The sequence below is a fragment of the Nocardioides sp. WS12 genome, from assembly GCF_014108865.1.
GTDB lineage: Bacteria > Actinomycetota > Actinomycetes > Propionibacteriales > Nocardioidaceae > Nocardioides.
Window position 1 is genome coordinate 1829592 of record NZ_CP053928.1, and the last position, 20202, is coordinate 1849793.

The 20202-nt window shown below is 68.5% G+C and carries 19 protein-coding genes; 10 read left to right on the top strand and 9 right to left on the bottom strand.

What is annotated here, in order from left to right; translation table 11 throughout:
* Positions 1–35: 35 nt before the first annotated feature.
* Entirely contained in the window at positions 36–1625 is a 1590-nt protein-coding gene (locus HRC28_RS08680; RefSeq protein ID WP_182379711.1) for an AMP-binding protein, read from the bottom strand.
* Positions 1626–1685: 60 nt separating this feature from the next.
* On the opposite strand from HRC28_RS08680, the gene HRC28_RS08685 reads away from it, so the two are divergent.
* Positions 1686–2150, top strand: a complete 465-nt coding sequence (locus HRC28_RS08685) for an OsmC family protein (protein WP_182379712.1) — start codon at positions 1686–1688, stop codon at positions 2148–2150.
* On the opposite strand, the gene HRC28_RS08690 is transcribed toward HRC28_RS08685, so the two are convergent.
* On the bottom strand, positions 2137–2814 hold the full coding sequence (locus HRC28_RS08690) for a hypothetical protein (protein ID WP_182379713.1): 678 nt from the start codon (positions 2812–2814) through the stop codon (positions 2137–2139). The genes HRC28_RS08685 and HRC28_RS08690 overlap by 14 nt on opposite strands.
* A 92-nt stretch (positions 2815–2906) precedes the next feature.
* Between HRC28_RS08690 and HRC28_RS08695 the strand changes: the two genes are divergently transcribed.
* The 5 genes from HRC28_RS08695 to HRC28_RS08715 all read left to right on the top strand — a co-directional run bounded on the left by HRC28_RS08695 (position 2907) and on the right by HRC28_RS08715 (position 7576).
* Entirely contained in the window at positions 2907–3746 is an 840-nt protein-coding gene (locus HRC28_RS08695; RefSeq protein WP_182379714.1) for an SGNH/GDSL hydrolase family protein, read from the top strand.
* Positions 3747–3789: 43 nt separating this feature from the next.
* Complete coding sequence (locus tag HRC28_RS08700; RefSeq protein ID WP_182379715.1) at positions 3790–4293, top strand: SigE family RNA polymerase sigma factor; 504 nt, start codon at positions 3790–3792, stop codon at positions 4291–4293.
* Between the two features lies 1 nt (position 4294).
* On the top strand, positions 4295–5479 hold the full coding sequence (locus HRC28_RS08705) for a hypothetical protein (protein WP_182379716.1): 1185 nt from the start codon (positions 4295–4297) through the stop codon (positions 5477–5479).
* Positions 5480–5611: 132 nt separating this feature from the next.
* The gene (gene groL, locus HRC28_RS08710; protein ID WP_182379717.1) at positions 5612–7243 is read left to right on the top strand and encodes a chaperonin GroEL; all 1632 of its coding nucleotides are present in this window, start codon (positions 5612–5614) and stop codon (positions 7241–7243) included.
* Between the two features lie 117 nt (positions 7244–7360).
* Positions 7361–7576: a hypothetical protein gene (locus tag HRC28_RS08715; protein ID WP_182379718.1), complete on the top strand. Its 216-nt coding sequence runs from the start codon at positions 7361–7363 to the stop codon at positions 7574–7576.
* 744 nt (positions 7577–8320) lie between these two features.
* Here the strand turns inward: HRC28_RS08715 and HRC28_RS08720 are convergent.
* A complete protein-coding gene (locus tag HRC28_RS08720) occupies positions 8321–8656 on the bottom strand; it encodes a hypothetical protein (protein WP_182379719.1) in 336 nt (111 codons plus the stop codon).
* A 48-nt stretch (positions 8657–8704) separates the two neighbouring features.
* The gene (locus HRC28_RS08725) at positions 8705–9262 is read right to left on the bottom strand and encodes a hypothetical protein (protein ID WP_182379720.1); all 558 of its coding nucleotides are present in this window, start codon (positions 9260–9262) and stop codon (positions 8705–8707) included.
* Between the two features lie 376 nt (positions 9263–9638).
* Here HRC28_RS08725 and mftD point away from each other — a divergent pair, with 376 nt between their 5' ends.
* From mftD to HRC28_RS08745, 4 genes are all read left to right on the top strand, one after another.
* Positions 9639–10853, top strand: a complete 1215-nt coding sequence (gene mftD, locus HRC28_RS08730; protein ID WP_182379721.1) for a pre-mycofactocin synthase MftD — start codon at positions 9639–9641, stop codon at positions 10851–10853.
* 111 nt (positions 10854–10964) lie between these two features.
* On the top strand, positions 10965–12173 hold the full coding sequence (locus HRC28_RS08735) for an iron-containing alcohol dehydrogenase (protein ID WP_182379722.1): 1209 nt from the start codon (positions 10965–10967) through the stop codon (positions 12171–12173).
* Positions 12170–13585, top strand: a complete 1416-nt coding sequence (locus tag HRC28_RS08740) for a histidine kinase (RefSeq protein ID WP_237111757.1) — start codon at positions 12170–12172, stop codon at positions 13583–13585. Before HRC28_RS08735 ends, HRC28_RS08740 begins: the two co-directional genes overlap by 4 nt.
* A 2-nt stretch (positions 13586–13587) precedes the next feature.
* Positions 13588–14277, top strand: a complete 690-nt coding sequence (locus HRC28_RS08745; protein WP_237111758.1) for a response regulator transcription factor — start codon at positions 13588–13590, stop codon at positions 14275–14277.
* A 65-nt stretch (positions 14278–14342) separates the two neighbouring features.
* On the opposite strand, the gene HRC28_RS08750 is transcribed toward HRC28_RS08745, so the two are convergent.
* The 5 genes from HRC28_RS08750 to mdo all read right to left on the bottom strand — a co-directional run bounded on the left by HRC28_RS08750 (position 14343) and on the right by mdo (position 20028).
* Positions 14343–14939: an acetate uptake transporter gene (locus tag HRC28_RS08750; RefSeq protein ID WP_182379723.1), complete on the bottom strand. Its 597-nt coding sequence runs from the start codon at positions 14937–14939 to the stop codon at positions 14343–14345.
* 50 nt (positions 14940–14989) lie between these two features.
* Positions 14990–15895, bottom strand: coding sequence for a mycofactocin oligosaccharide methyltransferase MftM (mftM, locus tag HRC28_RS08755; RefSeq protein WP_182379724.1), 906 nt, complete (start codon positions 15893–15895; stop codon positions 14990–14992).
* Complete coding sequence (locus tag HRC28_RS08760) at positions 15895–17415, bottom strand: VWA domain-containing protein (protein WP_182379725.1); 1521 nt, start codon at positions 17413–17415, stop codon at positions 15895–15897. Before HRC28_RS08760 ends, mftM begins: the two co-directional genes overlap by 1 nt.
* A 4-nt stretch (positions 17416–17419) precedes the next feature.
* Positions 17420–18622, bottom strand: a complete 1203-nt coding sequence (locus HRC28_RS08765; RefSeq protein WP_182379726.1) for a MoxR family ATPase — start codon at positions 18620–18622, stop codon at positions 17420–17422.
* A 113-nt stretch (positions 18623–18735) separates the two neighbouring features.
* The gene (gene mdo / locus HRC28_RS08770) at positions 18736–20028 is read right to left on the bottom strand and encodes an NDMA-dependent methanol dehydrogenase (RefSeq protein ID WP_182379727.1); all 1293 of its coding nucleotides are present in this window, start codon (positions 20026–20028) and stop codon (positions 18736–18738) included.
* Positions 20029–20202 lie beyond the last annotated feature (174 nt).

A 20202-nucleotide genomic window follows, 5' to 3' on the forward strand; every position in this document is an offset into this window, starting at 1 on the left:
GAGCACGCGGTCAATCGACAGCGCTCGGAAAACTTTCAGCCGAGCAGTTCGGCCGCCAGTACGGCGCTCGCCGGGTAGTCGACCTTGCTGACCGGGGTGCGCGGCACCTCGTCGATGAACAGCACCGTCTTGGGCACCTTGTAGTTGGAGATGAGTGAGCGGCAGTGGTCGCGGACGTCGTCCTCGGACATCGTGGAGCCGTCGCGGCGCTGCACCAGTGCCGTCACCTGCTGGCCCCAGCGTTCGTGCGGGGTGCCGACGACGACGGCATCGAAGACGTCCTCGTGGCGCAGCAGCACCGCCTCGACCTCCTCGGGGTGCACCTTCTCGCCGCCGGTGTTGATGCAGACCGAACCGCGGCCGAGCACGGTGACCGTGCCGTCCTCCTCGCGGCGCGCGAAGTCGCCCGGGATCGCCCAGCGCACGCCGTCGATCTCCTTGAACGTCGCGGCCGTCTTCACCGGGTCCTTGTAGTAGCCCAGCGGCACCGGGCCCGAGCGGCCCAGCATGCCGTCGACTCCCGGCGGGCACGGCTTGAGGTCGGTGTCGAAGACCTGCACGCGGTCATCGACGGTGAATCGGGGTGCGCCGACGGCGCCCTCGGTGCCGTCGTCGATCCGGGACCCGGTCGCGCCGGACTCCGAGGCGCCGTACGAGTCGAGGATGAAGCGGCCGGGAAGGGCCTGGCGGATCTCGGCGCGCACGCCTTCGGACAGGGGAGCGGCACCGTTGGACACGGCCGCCAGGCTCGAGAGGTCCCACCGGTCGGGCTCCGCGAGGATCGCCTCGGCCACCGGTCGCCCCATCGCGTCGCCGAGGAAGGTCATCGACACGACCTTCGCCTTCTCGACCAGGTCGAGGATCTTCGCGGCGTCGAAGGTGGGCTCGGTGTAGAGCGCGATCGTCTGTCCTGCCACGTGCCCGTTGCCGAGGATCCACTGGCTGCCACCGTGCATCATCGGGCCGCAGGCCAGCAGCACCATCGGGTTCTCGACGGCAATCGCCTCGGTCGCCAACTGCTCGACCGAGTCGAGCGGGGCGCCGTAGCGAGCCGCGTTGAGGGCCGCGCGGATCAGGTCCTCATTGCGCCACACGACGCCCTTCGGGTTGCCGGTCGTGCCGCCCGTGTAGAGGACGTAGTGGTCGTCGGCCGTGCGGCCGGTGATCTGGCGCTCGGGCGACGCGGCGGCCAGCGCGGCGTCGTACTCCTCACCGAGCACGACGAGGTGCCGCAGGGTCGGGGTGTCCAGCTCGGCCAGTGCGTCGACGTACTCCGGCGCGATGATGGCGGCGACGCAGTCGGCGTTGTCGTAGAGGTACGCCAGCTCGTCGCGCAGGTACTTGAAGTTGATGTTGATCGGGACCGCGCGGGCCTTCAGGCAGCCGTAGAGCGCGTCGACCCACTCGATCCGGTTGGTGGCGTGGACCGCGACGTGCTCGCCCGGCTGGATGCCCAGGCCGACCAGGTGGTTGGCCAGTCGCGTGGACCGCTCGTCGACCTCCGCGAACGTCCAGACGCGGTCTGCGGTGAACACCGCGGGTCGGTCCGGTACCGAGTCCGCCATCACCTCGATGACATCGGCGAGGTTGATCGGACGGGCGGCGGTCTCTGTGGTGGGGGTCACACCGCAAAGAATGCCAAACTAGAACAAGTTCTCGCTAGCGGTTCGGGGGAGAATGGTCCGGTGACCGACCACCACTACGCGCTGGATCTCGTCTGGCAGGGCAACCGCGGGTCCGGGACCAGCGGCTACCGCGACTACGGCCGCGACGTGACGCTGCGGGCGGCCGGCAAGCCGGACCTGCTCGGCTCGGCCGATCCGACCTTCCGCGGCGACGCCACCCGCTGGAATCCCGAGGAAATGCTGCTCGCCGCGCTGGCCCAGTGCCACCTGCTGTCCTACCTGCACTCGGCCGTGCTGCACGGCATCGTCGTGACCGCGTACGACGACAGCCCGGTCGGGGTGATGGAACAGTCAGGTCACGGTGGGCACTTCACCTCGGTCACCCTGCGTCCGCGGGTGACCATCACCGATCCCGCCCACGTGGATCTCGCGCGGGAGATCCACGGTGAGGCCAGCCGCAACTGCTTCATCGCGGCGTCCGTGAACTTCCCGGTGCTGCACGAACCGGAGATCAGGCTCGCTTGAGGGTCGGAAGGATCTCGTCGATGACCGCACGAATGGCGCGTGCGTCGGCGCCGATGACGCCGAAGTCGACGACGGTGCTGCCGTTCAGCAGATAGAGGGAAACGCCGCGGGCCTCTCCCGATGAGTCGGATTGTGTGTAGGCGATGATCCGACCGTCTCCGACCGGGGTCTGCACGTCCTCGACGTCATCGACGGTGTAGCCCAGGTCGCCGATCTCGGACTCGATGCTCTCCCGGGTCGGGAACACGCCGCTCTGGTCCCACGGGCCCACGCTGATGACTCCGGCGAAGACCGAGAGGTAGACGTCGGACGTGGCCAGGAACCCTCGGAGTTGCTCAACCGTGATGCCCAGACGCTTCGCGAATTCCTTGCCTTCCGGACTGTCAGCGGCGAACGAGACTGATCCGTCAGTCATGCCCGCAGCACCCACCGGCGCGAGGAAGCTGATGCCTGACTGCCGGGCGACGATCCGCTTGCGCTTGGGCTCCTTCTCCTTTGTCGATGCCGTGGGCTTGTCCTTCGCCGTTCCTTTGCCTCCCGTGGGGCCCAATGGAGAGGACGACGACTCGATCAGGATCTTCTCCGCGTCGGACGTGGACTCGCCTGCGCAGCCTCCCGCCAGGAGCGCGGTGGCGACCAGGAGGGGAGCAAGGCGCTGGAGCATGCGGCGACAGTAAAGGAATTGGTGCGGATCGTCCGGCGTTTCGCCATGGTCTCGCCACTGTCCGTTCAGCCGGGTCTGTTTCAACTGGTTCCATGAGCCGCACCCGTAGCGCCCTGCTGGCTGTCGGCGCCCTGGCGGCCGGCGTCGGGGTGACCACCGGAGGTGGTCGCGAACTGCTGCGCCGACAGGCCGCCATCGCCCGTGCCCGGATCGGCAAGCCGCTCGGCGAGGACGCGCTGGCCGCCGACAAGACCTGGAAGAAGAAGACGTACGGCGGTGCGCCTCTCCACCTGCTGGTCCTCGGTGACTCGATCGCCGCCGGGCTCGGGGCCGAACGCCCGAAGGACACCCTGGGCGCCCGGATTGCCCGGGACCTGGCGAAGCGGCTGCACCGGCCGGTGGCGCTGCACACCGCGGCGGTCGTGGGGTCGGAGACGTCGGCGCTGGCCGGCCAGCTGGACGGACTGGCGCCGGGCTACGTCGCCGATGTCGCCGTGATCGTGGTCGGCGGCAACGACGTCACCCACCGGGTGCCCGTCAGCACGTCGGCGGCGCAACTCGAGGAGGCGATCCTCCGGCTGCGGGTCGAGGGCACGGCGGTCGTGGTCGGCACCTGCCCGGACCTCGGCGCGCTGCGGCCGGTGCCGCAACCGCTGCGTTCGCTCGGTTCCCGGATGTCGAAGCAGCTCGCGGCAGCGCAGGCGGAGGTCGCCGTACGCAGCGGCGCGCATGCGGTGTCGCTCGCGCACGTCGTCGGGCCGTTCTTCATCACCAACCCCGACGAGATGTTCAGCCTGGACCGGTTCCACCCGAGCGCGCTGGGCTACAAGCGGACGGCCAAGGCACTGGTGCCGTCGGTGCTGCTCGCACTGGGTCACGAGGCGACCGTGCCGTTCGGGCACCACCAGCCGCGAGATCTCGTAGCCGACTGACGCGCCCCTCCAACCTTTCGGCACCGGTGTGCGTTGATGGGGTATGAGCACCGATGAGGAGTCGTTCCGCCGCTGGGCGGGGGAGCGTCAGCTCGCGTTGCTGCGGACGGCGACCTTGCTCACCGGTGACCGGCAGCGGGCCGAGGACCTGGTCCAGGAGGCGCTGACGAAGGTGGCGCTGCGCTGGCGCCGGCTGCGCGACGACAACCCCGAGGGGTACGCCCGGCAGATCATCGTGCGCGACAACATCTCGGCCTGGCGCAAGCGGCGCCGTGAGGTCGTGGTCGACCAGGTGCCACGCGTCGTCGTACCCGACCACACGGCTGCCTCCGAGCGCCGACTGCTGCTCGACGAGGCACTGGCCACGCTGACGCCGCGGCAACGTGCGGTGGTCGTGCTGCGCTACTACGACGACCTCACCGAGCGGGCCGCTGCCGAAGCGCTCGGTGTCAGCGTCGGCACCGTGAAGAGCCAGACCCACCTCGCGCTGTCCCGGTTGCGCGAAGCCGCGCCCGAGCTCGCCGAACTCCTGCGAGAGGAGAGTTGAGATGACCGACCAGCGACTGCGCGACCTGCTCCACGAGCAGGTGGCCGACCTCGAATCCACCGATCGTTCCGCGGCTGCGTGGGCAGGCGCGCGACGCATTCGGCAGCGCCGGATCACCGTGGTGGCGAGCGCTGCCGTCGCGACCGTTGCGGTCGTGGCGGGAAGCCTTGTCCTCACGAAGGGCGATGGTGGGGAGCCGGCCGATCCCGCCCCGACGCCGACCACCGAACAGTCCGTCCAGTCCTCGTCGGTCGAACCCGGCCGCGACTACCGCGGCGCGAAGACCTGGTGGGCGCCGGTCGACACGGCGGAGGGGGACCTGCCGGAGCTCGAATCGTTGCCGTACCCGCCCGAGATCAGCCTTGCCCCCGACCTGCCCCCGCATTCGGCCGGAGTCCCGGCGCACGCCGTGTACGAGCTGTCTGGCGACGGCCCGCGGCCGGGGCGGGTGGTCATCGTGGGCCACGACGGCTTGACGCACGCGCTCGACGTCGGGCGCCTGGACCCCGTGACCGACGAGGAGGGCAATGTCCTGTCGCCGCTGACGGCCGAGAGTCTCGCGCCGGACGGGCGGCACGTGTTCTTCATCCAGGAGAGCTCGCTCGAGGTGTACGACCTGACGACGGGCACCTGGGCCACCTACGAGATCGTGCCCCGGATGGGGGAGCAAGCCCTCTGGATCAACTCCGCCGAGGTCTGGACGCCCGGTGAGTTGGGCGCGCCCGACGGTGTCGGGACGACGTACGACGTCACGGGGTCCGGCCTCGATTCGTCTTCGGGCGTCCCGGACGTCCCCCGGGTGTGGGACACCTCCGACGAGCCGTGGGGGCCGGTGCGGCTCTCGGATCGCGACGGTGCGGCGCAGGGCATGTTCCTGGCCGACGTGGCCAGCGGCCCGGACGGCGCGATGGGCGGCCTGGATGCGCTGGCAGCGCGGGTCGGGTCGACCGAGGGCAAGAACGTGCACCTCCTGGTCATGCCCGGCCCGGACAGCGGCCGCTGGAAGGGTTGCTGCCCGGTCATCGGCTGGCTCGACGACGAGACGGTGCTGTTCCAGTCCCGCTCGAACGCGATGCGGATCCTCGCCTGGCGCGTCGGCACGGCGGATCTGCGCAGGGTCTCGCGGATCACGGGCTGGGAGCCCGGCGAAGAGGTGCCGGTCGGGAGCTTCGCCGACCCTCGCTGAACGTCTTTTCCTTGCACTCGCAGGGGTCGAGTGCTAAACATGAGGCTGGCACTCGTAAGATCAGAGTGCCAATCCGGACCGGCCCTTCGGCCCGGCTCACCACGAACGCACCTGCGAAGGATCGCAAGAGACATGTCGAAGCTGATTGCTTTCAACGAAGAGGCCCGGCGCGGGCTCGAGCGTGGCATGAACACGCTCGCCGACGCCGTCAAGGTCACCCTCGGCCCCAAGGGCCGCAACGTCGTCCTGGAGAAGAAGTGGGGCGCCCCCACGATCACCAACGACGGTGTTTCCATCGCCAAGGAGATCGACCTCGAGGACCCCTACGAGCGCATTGGCGCCGAGTTGGTCAAGGAGGTCGCCAAGAAGACCGACGACGTCGCCGGTGACGGTACGACCACCGCGACCGTGCTCGCTCAGGCCCTCGTCAAGGAAGGCCTCCGCAACGTTGCTGCCGGCGCCAACCCGATGGGCCTCAAGCGCGGCATCGAGGCGGCTGTCACGGCCGTGACCGAGCAGCTGCTCGCCCTGGCCAAGGACGTCGAGACGCGCGAGCAGATCGCCGCCACCGCCACCATCTCCGCCGGCGGCGACGCCACCGTCGGTGACGCCATCGCCGAGGCGATGGACAAGGTCGGCAAGGAGGGCGTGATCACGGTCGAGGAGTCGAACACCTTCGGCATCGACCTCGAGCTCACCGAGGGCATGCGGTTCGACAAGGGCTACATCTCGGCCTACTTCGTCACCGACCCCGAGCGCATGGAGACGGTCCTTGAGGACGCCTACGTCCTCATCGCCAACTCCAAGATCAGCAACGTCAAGGACCTGCTGCCCCTCCTGGAGAAGGTCATGCAGTCGGGCAAGCCGCTCGTCATCCTCGCTGAGGACGTCGACGGCGAGGCGCTGTCGACCCTGGTCGTCAACAAGATCCGTGGCACGTTCAAGTCGGTTGCCGTCAAGGCTCCCGGCTTCGGCGACCGCCGCAAGGCCATGCTGCAGGACATCGCGATCCTGACCGGCGGCCAGGTCATCTCCGAAGAGGTCGGCCTCAAGCTGGAGACCGCTGGTCTCGAGCTGCTCGGCCAGGCCCGCAAGGTCGTCATCACCAAGGACGAGACCACCATCGTCGAAGGTGCCGGCGACGCTGGCCAGATCGAGGGTCGGGTCAACCAGATCCGTGCCGAGATCGAGAAGTCGGACTCCGACTACGACCGCGAGAAGCTCCAGGAGCGCCTCGCGAAGCTGGCCGGCGGCGTGGCCGTCATCAAGGTCGGCGCGGCCACCGAGGTCGAGCTCAAGGAGCGCAAGCACCGCATCGAGGACGCCGTTCGCAACGCGAAGGCTGCCGTCGAAGAGGGCATCCTGCCCGGTGGCGGTGTCGCACTGGTCCAGGCCGGCGCGACCGCGTTCGAGAAGCTCGAGCTCGAGGGTGACGAGGCCACCGGTGCGAACATCGTTCGCGTCGCGCTCTCGGCCCCGCTGAAGCAGATCGCGATCAACGCCGGCCTCGAGGGCGGCGTCGTTGCGGAGAAGGTCGCCGGTCTCCCGGCCGGCCAGGGCCTCAACGCTGCGACCGGCGAGTACGTCGACCTGCTGGCCGCGGGCATCATCGACCCGGCCAAGGTCACCCGCTCGGCGCTGCAGAACGCCGCGTCGATCGCCGCGCTGTTCCTCACCACCGAGGCCGTCGTGGCCGACAAGCCGGAGAAGGCTGCCGCTGGTGGCGGCGACCCGACCGGTGGCATGGGTGGCATGGACTTCTGAGTCCTGCCTCCACGGCAATCCTCTGCAAGGCCCCCGCTTCGGCGGGGGCCTTGTGGCGTTTTCGGGCTGGGCGCGGATGAACCAGCGCCGCCGCGACCAGTGGGCGATGATGGCGCGGTGAGCTCCCCTGAACCAGACGCCCGTTCTGTCTCGCCGCTCGTGGCCGGGCTGGTGCCTGTCCTGACGCTGGCCGTGTTCGTCGGCCTGGCCTACTTCGCAGGCAAGGCCATCGACGGCCCGAGTTGGCTGACCAACGTCCTGGTGATCATCGGTGCCTGTGTGGGCTACGTCGTGAGCCGCACGATCCTGCGCTGGATCTTCACGCCGCGCTGAGGTTCTCCACAGGTGGTGCCGCAGCGCGTCGTGATGTCGGTGCCCCGAACCCCGCCCACCAGCGGAGCTCGCGCCACCTCGCAACCTGTCCAATGCACGCTTACGGAAACGCCCTCTCCTGCCGATGGTCGTGCGCGGCAGCACCCAGCAGGGCAGCGCCTAACTGGTGATTCCCTGGCGCCACGCGCCGGCTATCCACCAGCTAAGGCAGGACTGCCGCACCCGGGTGAATCGCACTGACATGCCGCGGTCGGAGCGGAACGCCCGACCGCGCCGCTCGGAGCGCGTGGTCGCACCGAGTTCACGACCGTGCTGAGGTGGCGCGCGAGGCCGCGATGAAGCCGACTGATGCTGTGTGGGAATCTCGAGGCATGCCAACAGCCGAAGGAGAACGCATCGCACGTCGCCGCTTGCGTGCCCTGCGTGCCCTTGGTCTTGGTTCATGCGCGCTGGCGCTCGCCTTCACTCTGCCTGCAGTTGACATGGGGACGCCGAGACGCGGGGATTCGTTCGCCGCGCTGCTGCGACTGCTCTTTGTCCCGCTCGGCGAAGTCACAGAGCCAGTGCTGCTGTGGCGGGCGCGCCTCTTACTGGCCTTCGGTCTTGTACTGACCGCGGCGAGCGAGTTCATGCGGCGACGTATGAACCGGAAGCGTCGCCATCTTCGGCACAGCGGCGACCCCTCCGTGCGATCTGTCGGGCGCTGAGTTGCCGGCTTCAACCATGCCGCTGGCAGGGCGCGGGCTAACCGACCACGACGCGGCATGCAGAGACGCAAACCCAGTTGGCCGCGAGGCCTTCCCACGGCAACATGGGCGCGTGCCCTTTGAGCCAGTTGTGACCTCGAAGGTCGCCGAGATCCTGGCTACGGTCGTGGAGTGCGGTGGCGAGGCACGCGGTGCGCATCTGCTCGACACTTGTGGTTTGAACAAGGTCCAGCTGACTCGCCAACTCCGATGGATGGAGATGCAGGACTTCATCAACCAGGTTGGGTCGTGGAATGACGGTGGCCTGTGGGTTCGCGCAACGACCCTCGGTCGAGCCATCCTCGCGGCACAGTCCTGAGCCATTCGCGCTCATGCCGCGATCCGCTCGGTCGTGTCGAGTTGGGTGCGTTCGGGTTGACGCTTAGCCGTCGCGGAACTCGTCGTCCGGGTTGAGGTCCTCCAGCTCCCAGCGTCCGTCCCTCATCCAGAACAGAAAGGGCCGGGGAAGGCCTTCATCGAGGGCATATCCCACCAGTGTCGGGTTCGGCGTCCAGTCATAGCCGCCCGTGTCGTTCCTTCCGGCGACGTACTCGCCTAAGCGCGGTTCTACGAACGGTGCCAACCATTCAAGTGCCTCGCTGGCTTCCTCCGCGCCCATCTTCCAGGAGAAACGGCAGTCGAGGTTCCAATTGCTCCCCGTCCAAGCGAGGACTCCATGCTCCGTGGTGCCGCCGCTCATTTCGATGCTGACAGCGTTCGCCCAGTCGTGACGCCACGGCTCATGCTCGTACGGATCCCTCTCCTCAAAACCCGCGTAGCGCCAGTCCGGTTCCCACAGTTCCCAGCCTTCAACAACCGGTGCGGGGAGATCGGGCGCACCGGGAGACTCCTCGGCCAACGCGGAGAAGGCAGCAAGGACGTGCTCTGGCGCTGATTCGACGAAGTCGAACGACAGACAAACCTCGGTGAAGGAACCCATGCCTCGACCCTACTGACGAGCGCACCCTCTTGCCGCCGAGTGCGCACCGGAAACTCGGGCGCCGCGGGCCTCCAGTTGCGGGACGATGGCGTGGTGCCTTCCGAGTCGGTGTTCGCCCATGGCCATGCGCCGTACTGTCCGGAGGCGAACGGCCCGGCTGCTTCGCTCACGCTCGCGACCGGGTTTCGAAACGCGTCGCTCCCTCGCTTCGCGAGTGAGCGGCGCTCCTCAACCTTCGGCGTGGCCGCGGGTTCGCGGGCTCATCCGCGGCGGCCTCGCTGTCCCAACAGGTCCTCCCCTCCGATCGGGGAGTGTCGGTCGGCTCCTCCGCCTCCTAGCGTCGACAGGGGACGGAACGAGTCGAGGAGGAACCCGGATGTCATGGATGGAAACGGTTGCCGAGGCGCAGCGCAGGGCGAAGAAGAGGCTGCCCGCGTCGGTGTACAGTGCGCTCCTCGCAGGGTCCGAGGTCGGGACGTCGTACGACGACAACACCCGTGCGTTCGCAGAGATCGGCCTCGCACCGCACGTCGCCGGATTGTCCGCCGAGCGTGACCTGAGTACGACCGTGATGGGCCAATCGGTCTCCATGCCGGTGATCATCTCGCCCACGGGAGTGCAGGCCGTGCACCCCGACGGCGAGGTCGCCATGGCCCGGGCGGCGGCCGCGCGGGGCATCGCCATGGGCCTCAGTTCGTTCGCCAGCAAGCCGGTCGAAGAGGTCACCCAGGCGTCGTCACAGGTGTTCTTCCAGTCGTACTGGCTCGGTGATCGCGACGCCATCGCGCGCCGCTTCGACCGGGCTCGTGCCGCGGGCTGCGTGGGCATGATCGCCACCCTGGACTGGTCCTTCTCCTACGGCCGCGACTGGGGGAGCCCGGCCATCCCGGAGAAGCTCGACCTCCGCGCGATGGCCCGCTTCGCCCCTGAGGTGCTGCGCCGCCCACGGTGGCTCTACGAGTTCGCGCGCTCCGGCGACCTGCCGGACCTGAAGACGCCGAACCTCGTCGACCCGGGCCGCGAGTCGGAGGCACCCACCTTCTTCGGTGCGTACGGGGAGTGGGCGCAGACCCCTCCGCCGACCTGGGACGACGTCGCCTGGATGGTCAAGGAATGGGGCGGGCCGTTCATGCTCAAGGGGATCTGCCGGGTGGATGACGCCAAGGCGGCCCGCGACGCGGGCGTGACCGCCGTGTCGGTCTCCAACCACGGCGGCAACAACCTCGACGGCACGCCGGCACCGATCCGCGTACTCCCGTCGATTGCTGCGGCGGTCGGTGACGAGATCGAGGTGGTCATGGACGGCGGCATCCGGCGCGGCAGCGATGTGGTCAAGGCGCTCGCACTCGGCGCCCGGGCAGTGATGATCGGCCGCGCTTCCCTGTGGGGTCTTGGTGCGGGTGGCCAGGCCGGCGTCGAGAACGTCCTTGACGTGCTGCGTGGAGGCATCGACTCGGCGCTTCTCGGCATGGGCAAGGCATCGGTGCACGATCTGGGGCCGGACGACGTGCTGTTGCCGGACGGGTTCCTGCGCAACCTCGGCTCGTCGGTGCCGGCTCTGGCTGCGGCCGACGGGCGGCACACCGGCTGACGTCTCGGCATCGGCGTGACGTCGTACCTCTCCGAACGGACAGGTGCCGGCGAACGTCCATGCAACCTTCCCTGAGCAGTGTGGTGTCCGTCACACGTCGAAGGGACCTGCATGACGCTCATGGCAACACCGCTGCGGACCCGCGGACGAACCTGCCCGGACCACGAACCGACCGGCCTGGTGAAATTCCATGCCCCCGAGATCGTGTTCGGTGTCGGGTCGCTCAGCGAGGCGGGGTTCGCTGCCGCCCGGCTGGGCGCTCGTCGACCGTTGGTGGTCACCGATCCCGGCATCATCGAGGCCGGATGGGTCGACGAACTCCTCGGCCATCTGCGGGACGCCGGCCTGGACCCCGTGGTCTGGTCGAGCGTGACGCCGAACCCGCGCGATCACGAGGTGCGGGCAGCGTTCGCCCACTACCTCGAGTGGGACTGCGACGTGATCATCGGAATCGGTGGCGGTTCGTGTGCGGACGCGGCCAAGGGCGTGGCGGTGCTGTCCGGCAACGGCGGCGACATCCTTGACTACCGCGGCGTCGACCAGGTGACCCGGCCGATCCCTCCGCTGCTCATCATTCCGAGCACTTCGGGTACGGGTGCCGACGTGAGCCAATTCTGCATCGTCACCGACACGGCCCGATCGGTGAAGGTCACCATCATGGGGCGGGCGCTCGTGCCCGACATCTCGATCACCGACCCGCGGCTCCTGGTCACCATGCCGGACCTGCTCAATGCGGCGACCGGGCTGGACGCGCTCACCCATGGCATCGAGGCGTTCGTCTCGTTGGCTCACAACCCGCTGGCCGACACCCACGCGCTCAACGCAGTGGAACTGGTGTGCGGGCACCTGCGCTCGACGATCACGTCTCCGCTCGACACCGAGCACCGCCTGAAGATGGCGCAGGCCAGCCTCCAGGCCGGACTCGCGTTCTCGAACGCGATCCTCGGAGCGACTCATGCCATGAGTCACCAGGTCGGCGGCTTGCTGGATGCTCCGCACGGCGTCGTCAACGGCGTGCTGCTGCCGCACGTGATCCGGTACAACGCCCGTGCCACGCCGGAGCGGTTCGTGGCCCTGGCGGCCGCCGTCGGGATCGACGTGGACGGCATTCCCGGCATCGCCGCTGCGGACCTCCTCGCAGACCACGTACGCCGCCTGGCCGATGACGTGGGCGTGCCCAAGGGACTGCGGGAACTGGGTGTCACCGAGGCCGACATCCCGCGCCTGGCGGGCACCACCCTCGACGACGCCTGCCTGACGACCAACCCCCGGGCCGCGACCTTCGAGGACGTCACGCGATTGTTCCTCGAGGCGTTGTGAGCCCCGGCGAGGCGCCGGCGCCGCCGACCGACCACGACCTCGCGACCCTCACCGGCGTGCGGTCCGGAAAGCGCTCCTACTACCGCGCCTACGTCCGCTCCGACGAACGCATGCAGCGAGCGGTGCGCGCGATGGATTCGATCTCGCGTGGCCTGGTGCGCACGGTGGAGGGCCCGCGCGGGCTGCTCGAGCAGGTCGCTCGAGCGGCCGCGGAGCATCTCACCGCGGACTGGCTGATCCTCGGCCTCGCTGACGGCCAGCTGCCGGCGGCTCGCCCCCGCTTCCTCGTCGTCGACGGTGTCGCCGATGCTGTCGTGGACGACGAGGCCCGGCTGCCCGCGAACGTCCGCCGCGAGCTGGGTGCGGTCCGCGCCGGCCACGCGACGCGAGCCCCGAACGACGCGAGTTGGGTCCGGGTGCCGATGACCCTGTCCGGGGAGCGGATCGGCAGTCTCGTCGGGTTGCACGGGCTGCAGGACGACCCCGAGCCGGGAGACCTGTCGGTCCTGCGGATCCTGGCGAACGAGGCCGCGGTGGCACTGCACACCTCCGAGCAGTACCAGGCCGGGCTCGCCCTGCATCGGCGCGCCCAGCACCTGTACGACGAAACGGCCGCCCAGGCACGTGACCTCGCCCAGCGCACCACCGAGCTGCGTCTGGCCGAGGAGCGCCTGCAGGTCGCCCACCAGCGCGAACTGCTCGATCACGAACGGCACAGGATCGCGCGAGAGCTCCACGACAGCGTGACCCAATACGTGCTCGCCGCCGGCATGTCGGTCGAGTTGGCACGGGGAATCGCCGCCGACGAGGGCCGCGGGGAGATCGAGGGGACGCTCGCGACCGCCAAGGACCTCAGCGCCCGGGCCGTCGATCAGCTGCGTCGGGCGATCTATGCCCTCCACCAGCCGCAGAGCGACGTCGTCCGTTCCCTGCCCGAGTTGTTGCAGGAGGTGTCGGAGCACCATCGGCCACACCTGCTCGTCACGGTCCGGGTGGAGGGGGACGCGATCCTGCTGTCTGCCGACGCCGACCACGACATCGCCCGCGCCGTCGGGGAGGCGCTGTTCAACGTCGCCACGCACGCGGATGCGAGCCGGGCCGTCGTACGCCTGAGGTATCGGCCCGATGAGCTCTTTGTGAGCGTGGCCGACGACGGCGGGGGAGACCCGACGGTCCTGGCGCGCCTACTGAGGATGGAGCGTGGCCCGTCCGTCGACGGCCGCCATCGTGGCCTGGTCAACATCGAGTGCCGGGTCACCGAGCTCGGTGGCTCGATCGCGTTCCGGCGCGCCCGTATCGGCGGGGTCCGTGTGGAGATGCGGATTCCACTGCCGCTGGGCGCGCAGCGCCCAGGGATCATCGCTGGCCTGGTGCGAGCCGGGCCAGCGATCAACAAGCCCAGAAGGGGATAACCATGGCGGCACTGACACCGGTGATGGCACCGGGCAGGATCGATCATCCAGGAGCCACGGTCGACATCATGCTGGTCGACGACCACGCGATCGTTCGACAGGGACTGCGCGCGATCCTGGAACGCGAGGCCGACCTGCGCGTGGTGGCCGAGGCGTCGAGCGCGGCGGAGGCCCTGGCCGTCGTCGGCCGTGCCTGTCCTGCGATCGTGCTGCTGGACCTCAAGCTGTCGACGTCCTCCGACACGGAGGGGCTCGACCTGTGCGAGCAGCTCGTGGCGCGGTACCCGGAGTTGGCGATCCTCGTCCTCACGACCTTCCTCGAGGAGCAACTGGTGCTGCGCGCGGTGCGGGCCGGTGCCCGCGGGTACGTCGTCAAGGACGTCGACATGACCGCACTGGTGCGCTCCATTCGCGACGTGGCCCGCGGCGAGAGTGCCTTCGATGCCCGCTCCGCAGCGGCCATGGTGCGCGGCCTCAGGGCGCCGCCGGCTGGCGAGGAGAAGAAGTTGACGTCGCGGGAGAGCGAGGTCCTGGGGCTGCTCGCCCGCGGGCTGTCCAACCGCGACATCGGCGGCCGCCTCTACATCTCGGAGACCACGGCCAAGTTCCACGTCGGCAACATCCTGCGCAAGCTGGGTGTGTCCCGTCGGGCCGAGGCTGTCTACGAGGCGTCCAAGATGGGCTTCATCTGAGAACCCGTTGGTCGAGCTTGTCGAGACCGGGTCTCGACAAGCTCGACCAACGGGTCAGGGAGCCATCACGGAACGGGCAGGACGGTCCGCTCCCACGTCGTGTTCACGATGATGGCCGCCGACGCATACAGCGCGAGGGCGGCATCGAGGATGAGCAGGTATCCGGCGAGCTCACCCAGTCCGGTGCTCTCCAGGAAGGCACCGAAGGACGCGAGGTAGAACACCGCGGTCAGCAGCGCGAAGATCGCGATCGTGGTCTTGTTGGTGCGCAGTGCCGCCAACAACATGTACGTCGAGAAGATCGCCCACGCCAGCAGGAACATGCCCGTGATCGCGGCACCGTCGGCGGTGACCTGCGGTGCGTAGAACTGCACGAGCAGCGCGTAGCTGAGCCAGAAGCCGGCGTACGCCGTGAACACCATGCCGGGGAAGGTCTCCCCGCGCCGGAAGTGGATCACGCCGGCGATCAGCTCGGTCGTGAACCCGAGGGCGAGGGCGAGCGAGAGGACGGCGGGGGTCGCGGCGGCATCGATCAGCCCCGACATCACGCTGGCGAGCACGAGCGCGGAGATGCCGAAGCTCGCCAGGCCGAGCGGGAAAGGGTCGCCCCAGGCGACGTCGGTCAAGGGCGGTGCTGCCGTGGTCTCTGCGGTGGTGGTCATGAGCTTCTCCTTGGGTGGTGGGGTGCGATTCGGTCGGGTTCAGGGGGTGTTCAAGCGGTGGCGACGTCGATGACCAGCCAGCCACCGTGGTGGCGGAACACCTGGTGGGGTAGTCCCGTACGGCGACCCCAGGCAGCGAGGTCGTCGAGCGAGACGGTGCGCACGTGGCCCCAGGTCTCGTCCGCCTCGTCCTCCAGTGGCACGGCCACCACCACGCGGCGACGGGCCAGCCGGATGGCCTCGGCGACCACGCGATCGCCGTGGTCAGGGTCGAGGTGCTCGAGCAGGTGGATGGCGAGCACGTTGTCGGCGAACCTGTCGGCGGCCGGCACTCGGCCGGCATCCGCGACCCTGGTCGTCAATGCGATGCCCAGCCGGGGAGCCACGGCGGCGAGCAAGGCCACGGTGCCCGGAGAAACGTCCGAGGCCACGACGTCGCGCCCGGCCAGCGCCAGGCGGAGTGCCAGGAATCCGAAGCAGGAGCCCAGTTCGAGCACGTTCCCGGGAACAAGCTGCCGCTCGGCATGCGCATAGACGGGCGCGTAGTCGGCGATGGTGCCGTGGGCGCTCCCCGGGACGGCCGACGACAGCGTCGTCCCCACCCGGTCGAGGGTGTTGCGGTAGAAGCCTTCCCAGGCGATCAAGGGATCGGCGTCCGTGCTCAGCACGATGCCCGTGAAGAGGCGCTCGAAGAGCTCCGTCCCGCGCAGCCAGCCCGGTTGGAAGAGTTCCTCGGCCAACAGTCCGGCAAGGTCGTCATCGATCTCGTCACCACCGAGCCGGTGCGTGAGAGCAATCCGGTGTCCGGCCGAGGTGAGGTCGAAGTGGGGCGTGCGCACCATGTGCAGTTCGCGTCGCGAGATCAGCCCGTGCTGCGCGACGACCTCGACCATGGCATCGCGGTAGACGCCACCGATCGCGGCGCCGAGCGGATCGATCTCCCCGGTGGTCGTCATCAGGGAACCTGCACTGCGGTCGACATCCGGTCCAGCCCGCGCAGGTTCCGCACGACTTCGACGCGGTCACAGTGCTCGGAGTAGAGCGGGAGGTCGCAGCCGCCGAGACCCCACGAGTAGCGGGGTTCAGGCGTCAACCAGATCGTGGAGCGCGCCCGACGCGCGATCTCGGCGAAGGCGCCCAGTCCGGGGTCGCGGCCGTTGTTGCGTCCGTCGCCGAGCACCAGCACCGTCGTACGACGGGTGACGGCGGAGCCGAACTCCTCGAGGAAGTCTCCGAACGCCGAGCCGTAGTCGGAATCCGCGTCGACATCGAGAACCCCGCCGGCCGGCAGTCCGGACATCACCAGGGACAGGGCCTCCTCGGGATGGTGCTCGGCGAACAGGTCGGTGATCTCGACGAGGTCCTTCACGAACGCGAACGTGCGGACCGACGATGCGAGCGACTGCAGGCTGTGGACCAGCTGGAGTGTGAAGCGGGCTGCCGAACGCACCGACAGCGAGACGTCGCAGAGCACGAGCAGCCTCGGGCGGTCCTCGACCTTGCTCACGGTGATCGGGCGGAACGGGACGCCGTCGTACTTCATGTTGGCGCGCATCGTGCGTGCTCCGTCGACGACTCCTCGGGTGGCTGCCTTGCGGCGCGGGCGCGGCGCGCCGTGCAGTGAGCGCAGCAACCGGCGCAGGGCCTGTTCGAGTTCGGCGCGCTCGTGTTCGAGGAGCTGGTCGGTCTGGGCTGCCTGGACTTCGCGCGTCTCGATCTCGCGCTCGACCTGCATCAGCTTCTCGAGATGTTGCTTGAGGCGCTCGGGCAGGCCGGTCAGGAGGGGCGCGAGGGCTGCGCGCAGTGCGGCGAGCGAGGCTCCCCGGTCCTCGTCGTCGTTGTCCGGCAAGGCTTCCTCGAGCCAGCTCAGCAGGGCCATCTCCTGGGCGACGGTGAGCTCGACGTCGAGCTCCATGCCGGGGCTGGTGATCAGGTCGCCGGGAGCGCCGGGGTTGTGCATCCGCTGGGTGGAGATCTGCACCCGCGCGGCCTCGCCCGCGTTGCCGTCGGTGTCGTTGGAGAGCACGATCTCGTTGGTCAGTGCGGCCATGTCGATCTTGTTCGCCTCCTGGTGGAGGTTGAACTGCTGCGCCATGTCCTCGGGCTTGAAGAATTCCTTGATGTCGTCGGGCTTGCCGTGCGAGTGGCCGTCGTCGGGGACGTCGCCGGGTTCGTCGGAGATCGTGAACTGCTCGACCTCGCCGTCGTCGGTCAGGTCGTCGTGGGAGTGGCCGTGGCCGACGTCCTCGACGAAGACCGGTCGCAGGCCGAAGAACAGGTCGAAGACCCGGTCGAACGTCGCCAGGTCACGCCGGTCCTTGACCAGGCTCACGGTCAGGGCAGAACGAAGTACCTCTCGTTCGCCGAGTACACCGGCCTGGGCGACGGCGTGCATCGCGTCGATCGCTTCCGCCGTACTGACCCGCACGCCGTTGAGGCGCAGGAATCTGATGAACCGGTGGACGGCGCCTTCCATCGATTCAGACCGGACGCTTGCGTGCGGAGCGGGCGGCGAAGGAGCGTTCGCCCTGACCTGCGGTCACGGCCTTCGCCGGCGCTGCGGCATCCGGGTTCGCCGGACCGCCGTACGTGTTGCCGTGTCGGCCGGGCTGGTCCTTGGCGGCGCGGATCTCCTTGCCGCTCGCGTCGCCGTCCTCGTGCCCGTGATCGGCGTCGTGGCCGTGTCCGTGGCCATGGCCGTGTCCGTGTCCGTGGTCCTGCTTGTCCGGCACCGTGGCGTTCGGGTCGGCCAGGCGGGGGATCGCGGCCAGCGCCTTCTTGAGGTCCCGCTCGTACTTCACCACCACGTTCAGCGTCGACGACAGCACGTCGGCGCTGAGTTCGCTCACGCCGAGAACGGCAAGGGTGCGGGCCCAGTCGATCGTCTCGGAGATGCTGGGTGCCTTGCGTAGTTCCAGCTCACGCAGTCCGCGAACGATCTCGATCAGGCGTACGGCGAGCGCCTCGCTGAGGCCGGTGTCCTTGGAGTTGATGATCTCGAGTTCGCGTTCGGCCTCGGGGTAGTCCAGGAACAGGTGCAGACAGCGTCGCTTCAGCGCCGCCGACAGGTCGCGGGAGTTGTTGGACGTGAGGACGACATACGGCAACTGTCGTGCCTTCACGGTGCCGACCTCGGGGATGGAGATCTGGTACTCCGACAGGAGTTCCAGGAGCACGGCCTCCAGGGCCTCGTCCGCGCGGTCGACCTCGTCGATGAGCAGGACGACGGGATCCTCGGAGTCAATGGCCTCGAGGAGGGGACGTGGTGCCAGGAACCGCTCGGAGAAGAACACGCTGTCCTGCTTGGCGATCCTCTCGACGGCCTCGTCGAGATCGACGGCGTCCTCGACGACCTGGCCGATCTTCTCGCGCAGGATCTGGGTGTACAGCATCTGCTTGCCGTAGTCCCACTCGTAGAGGGCCTTGGTCTCGTCCTGTCCCTCGTAGCACTGCAGCCGGATCAGTCGCCGGCCCGTGACGGCCGCGAGGCTCGTGGCGAACTGGGTCTTCCCGACGCCGGCCGGGCCTTCGAGCAGGACGGGCTTGCCCAGTCGGGTCTGGAGAAACACCGTGGTGGCGAGACGGTCGTCGGCGAGATATCCGGCGTCGCGGAAGCGCTCGAGCGCATGGTGGACGTTGTCGAATTCGCCTTCGCCGGCTGCGTTGCGCGGGTCGGTGGTCACGCGATGCTCCCTCGAGGATGGGGGGGAAGATGATGTGCAGAAGGGGGATGGTGTCCGGACCGGGCAGCGATATTGCCTCGCCACCCGGCCCAGAGGTCAGAGCGCGACCGGCCTCAGGAGATGAGGTCGTCCAGGTCGCCGTTCATGCAGTGCTCGATGACCGGGCGGACCGTCTCGAAGGTGCATTCCTTCGCGTTACCCGGCGTGCAGGCGTCGCCGAGGACGTGGTTGGTGATGCGGTCCACGTCTTCCTTGTCGCCCTTGATCACCTTGGCGTTCTCGTAGAAGGGCGTCGGGCCCTGGCCCAGACGGTTCTTCGAGTAGCTGTCCGCGGTGATGTCGGTGAACTTCTCCGGGATCCCCACATCGCGCAGCAAGCGGATCGAGGCAGCGAGCGCTGCGTCGGCTGCCTGCGGCTTGGTCATGCCGTGGGTGTCGATGCCCATGGCCTCCGCGATGTCGGCGAACCTGCCGTAGTTCGCCGGCATGTTGAACGCCCACACGCGGGGGAGTGCGATGGCGTTGTTGAGGCCGTGGTGGGTGTCGTAGAAGGCACTCACCGCGTGCGACGTCGAGTGGATGATGCCGAGACCACCGGAGTTGAACGCCTGGGCGGCGATGTACTGGGCGTACATCATGCCCTCGCGTCCTTTGAGGTCCTGGCCGTTCCACACCGCTGCCCGAAGGTGCTCGGAGGTCAGCTTGATGGCGTGCAACGCGTTGCCCAGGCACGGCTCGAAGTTGATCCGGGAGACGTACGGCTCACTGGCGTGCGCGAGGACGTCGAATCCACACTGGGCCGTGTAGTCCGTGGGGCAGTCGAAGTACAGCACCGGGTCGTCAATCGCCAGGCTGGTGATCGAGGCGTCGTCGAAGGCGACGTACTTGTGCGGGTTGTCCGGGTCGGTCGTCGTGTCCGTGATGACGTAGGCCCACGAGGTCTCCGAGCCGGTGCCGGCCGTGGTGGAGACCGCGATGTGCGGCGGGTTCTTCGGGTTCTCGGACATGTTGAAGCCCTCGAACTCGTTCACGTTCCGGCCGTCGTGGGCGACCGAGACCCGAGCGCCCTTGCAGGCGTCGTGGGAGGAGCCGCCACCGATGGAGACGAACGAATCGCACTCGTTCTCCTGGTAGAGCTTCACCGAGTCCATGACGTTGTAGTCCTTGGGATTGGACTCGACCTTGTCGTACACGACGACCTCGAGGCCGTGGTACTTCATCGACTCGACGATCTTGTGCACGATGTCCGTGCCACGCAGGCCCGAGGTCATCACCAGGGTCTTGCGGAACCCCAGCTTGAGGGCCTCGGGGCCGATCATCTCGTGCGCCCCCGGCCCCATCAGGGCACGCGGGAACGGGTGGAATTCCTTGATCGGGAAGGGCTTGAGCAGCTCGTCGACTTGCATCGTTGGATACCTCCGGGCGGGGTGAGTGCTGACCTCATCGACGCTGGCAGTCCGATGGACGCGGCAACAGACGAGGATCCGGAAACACGACGGTGGGGGAGGGCGGCACCTGTCCGTTCCGACAGGTGGGGCCGTGCTCGTGAGGGGTGTGCCCGGGCTGCGGTGTTCGTAGCG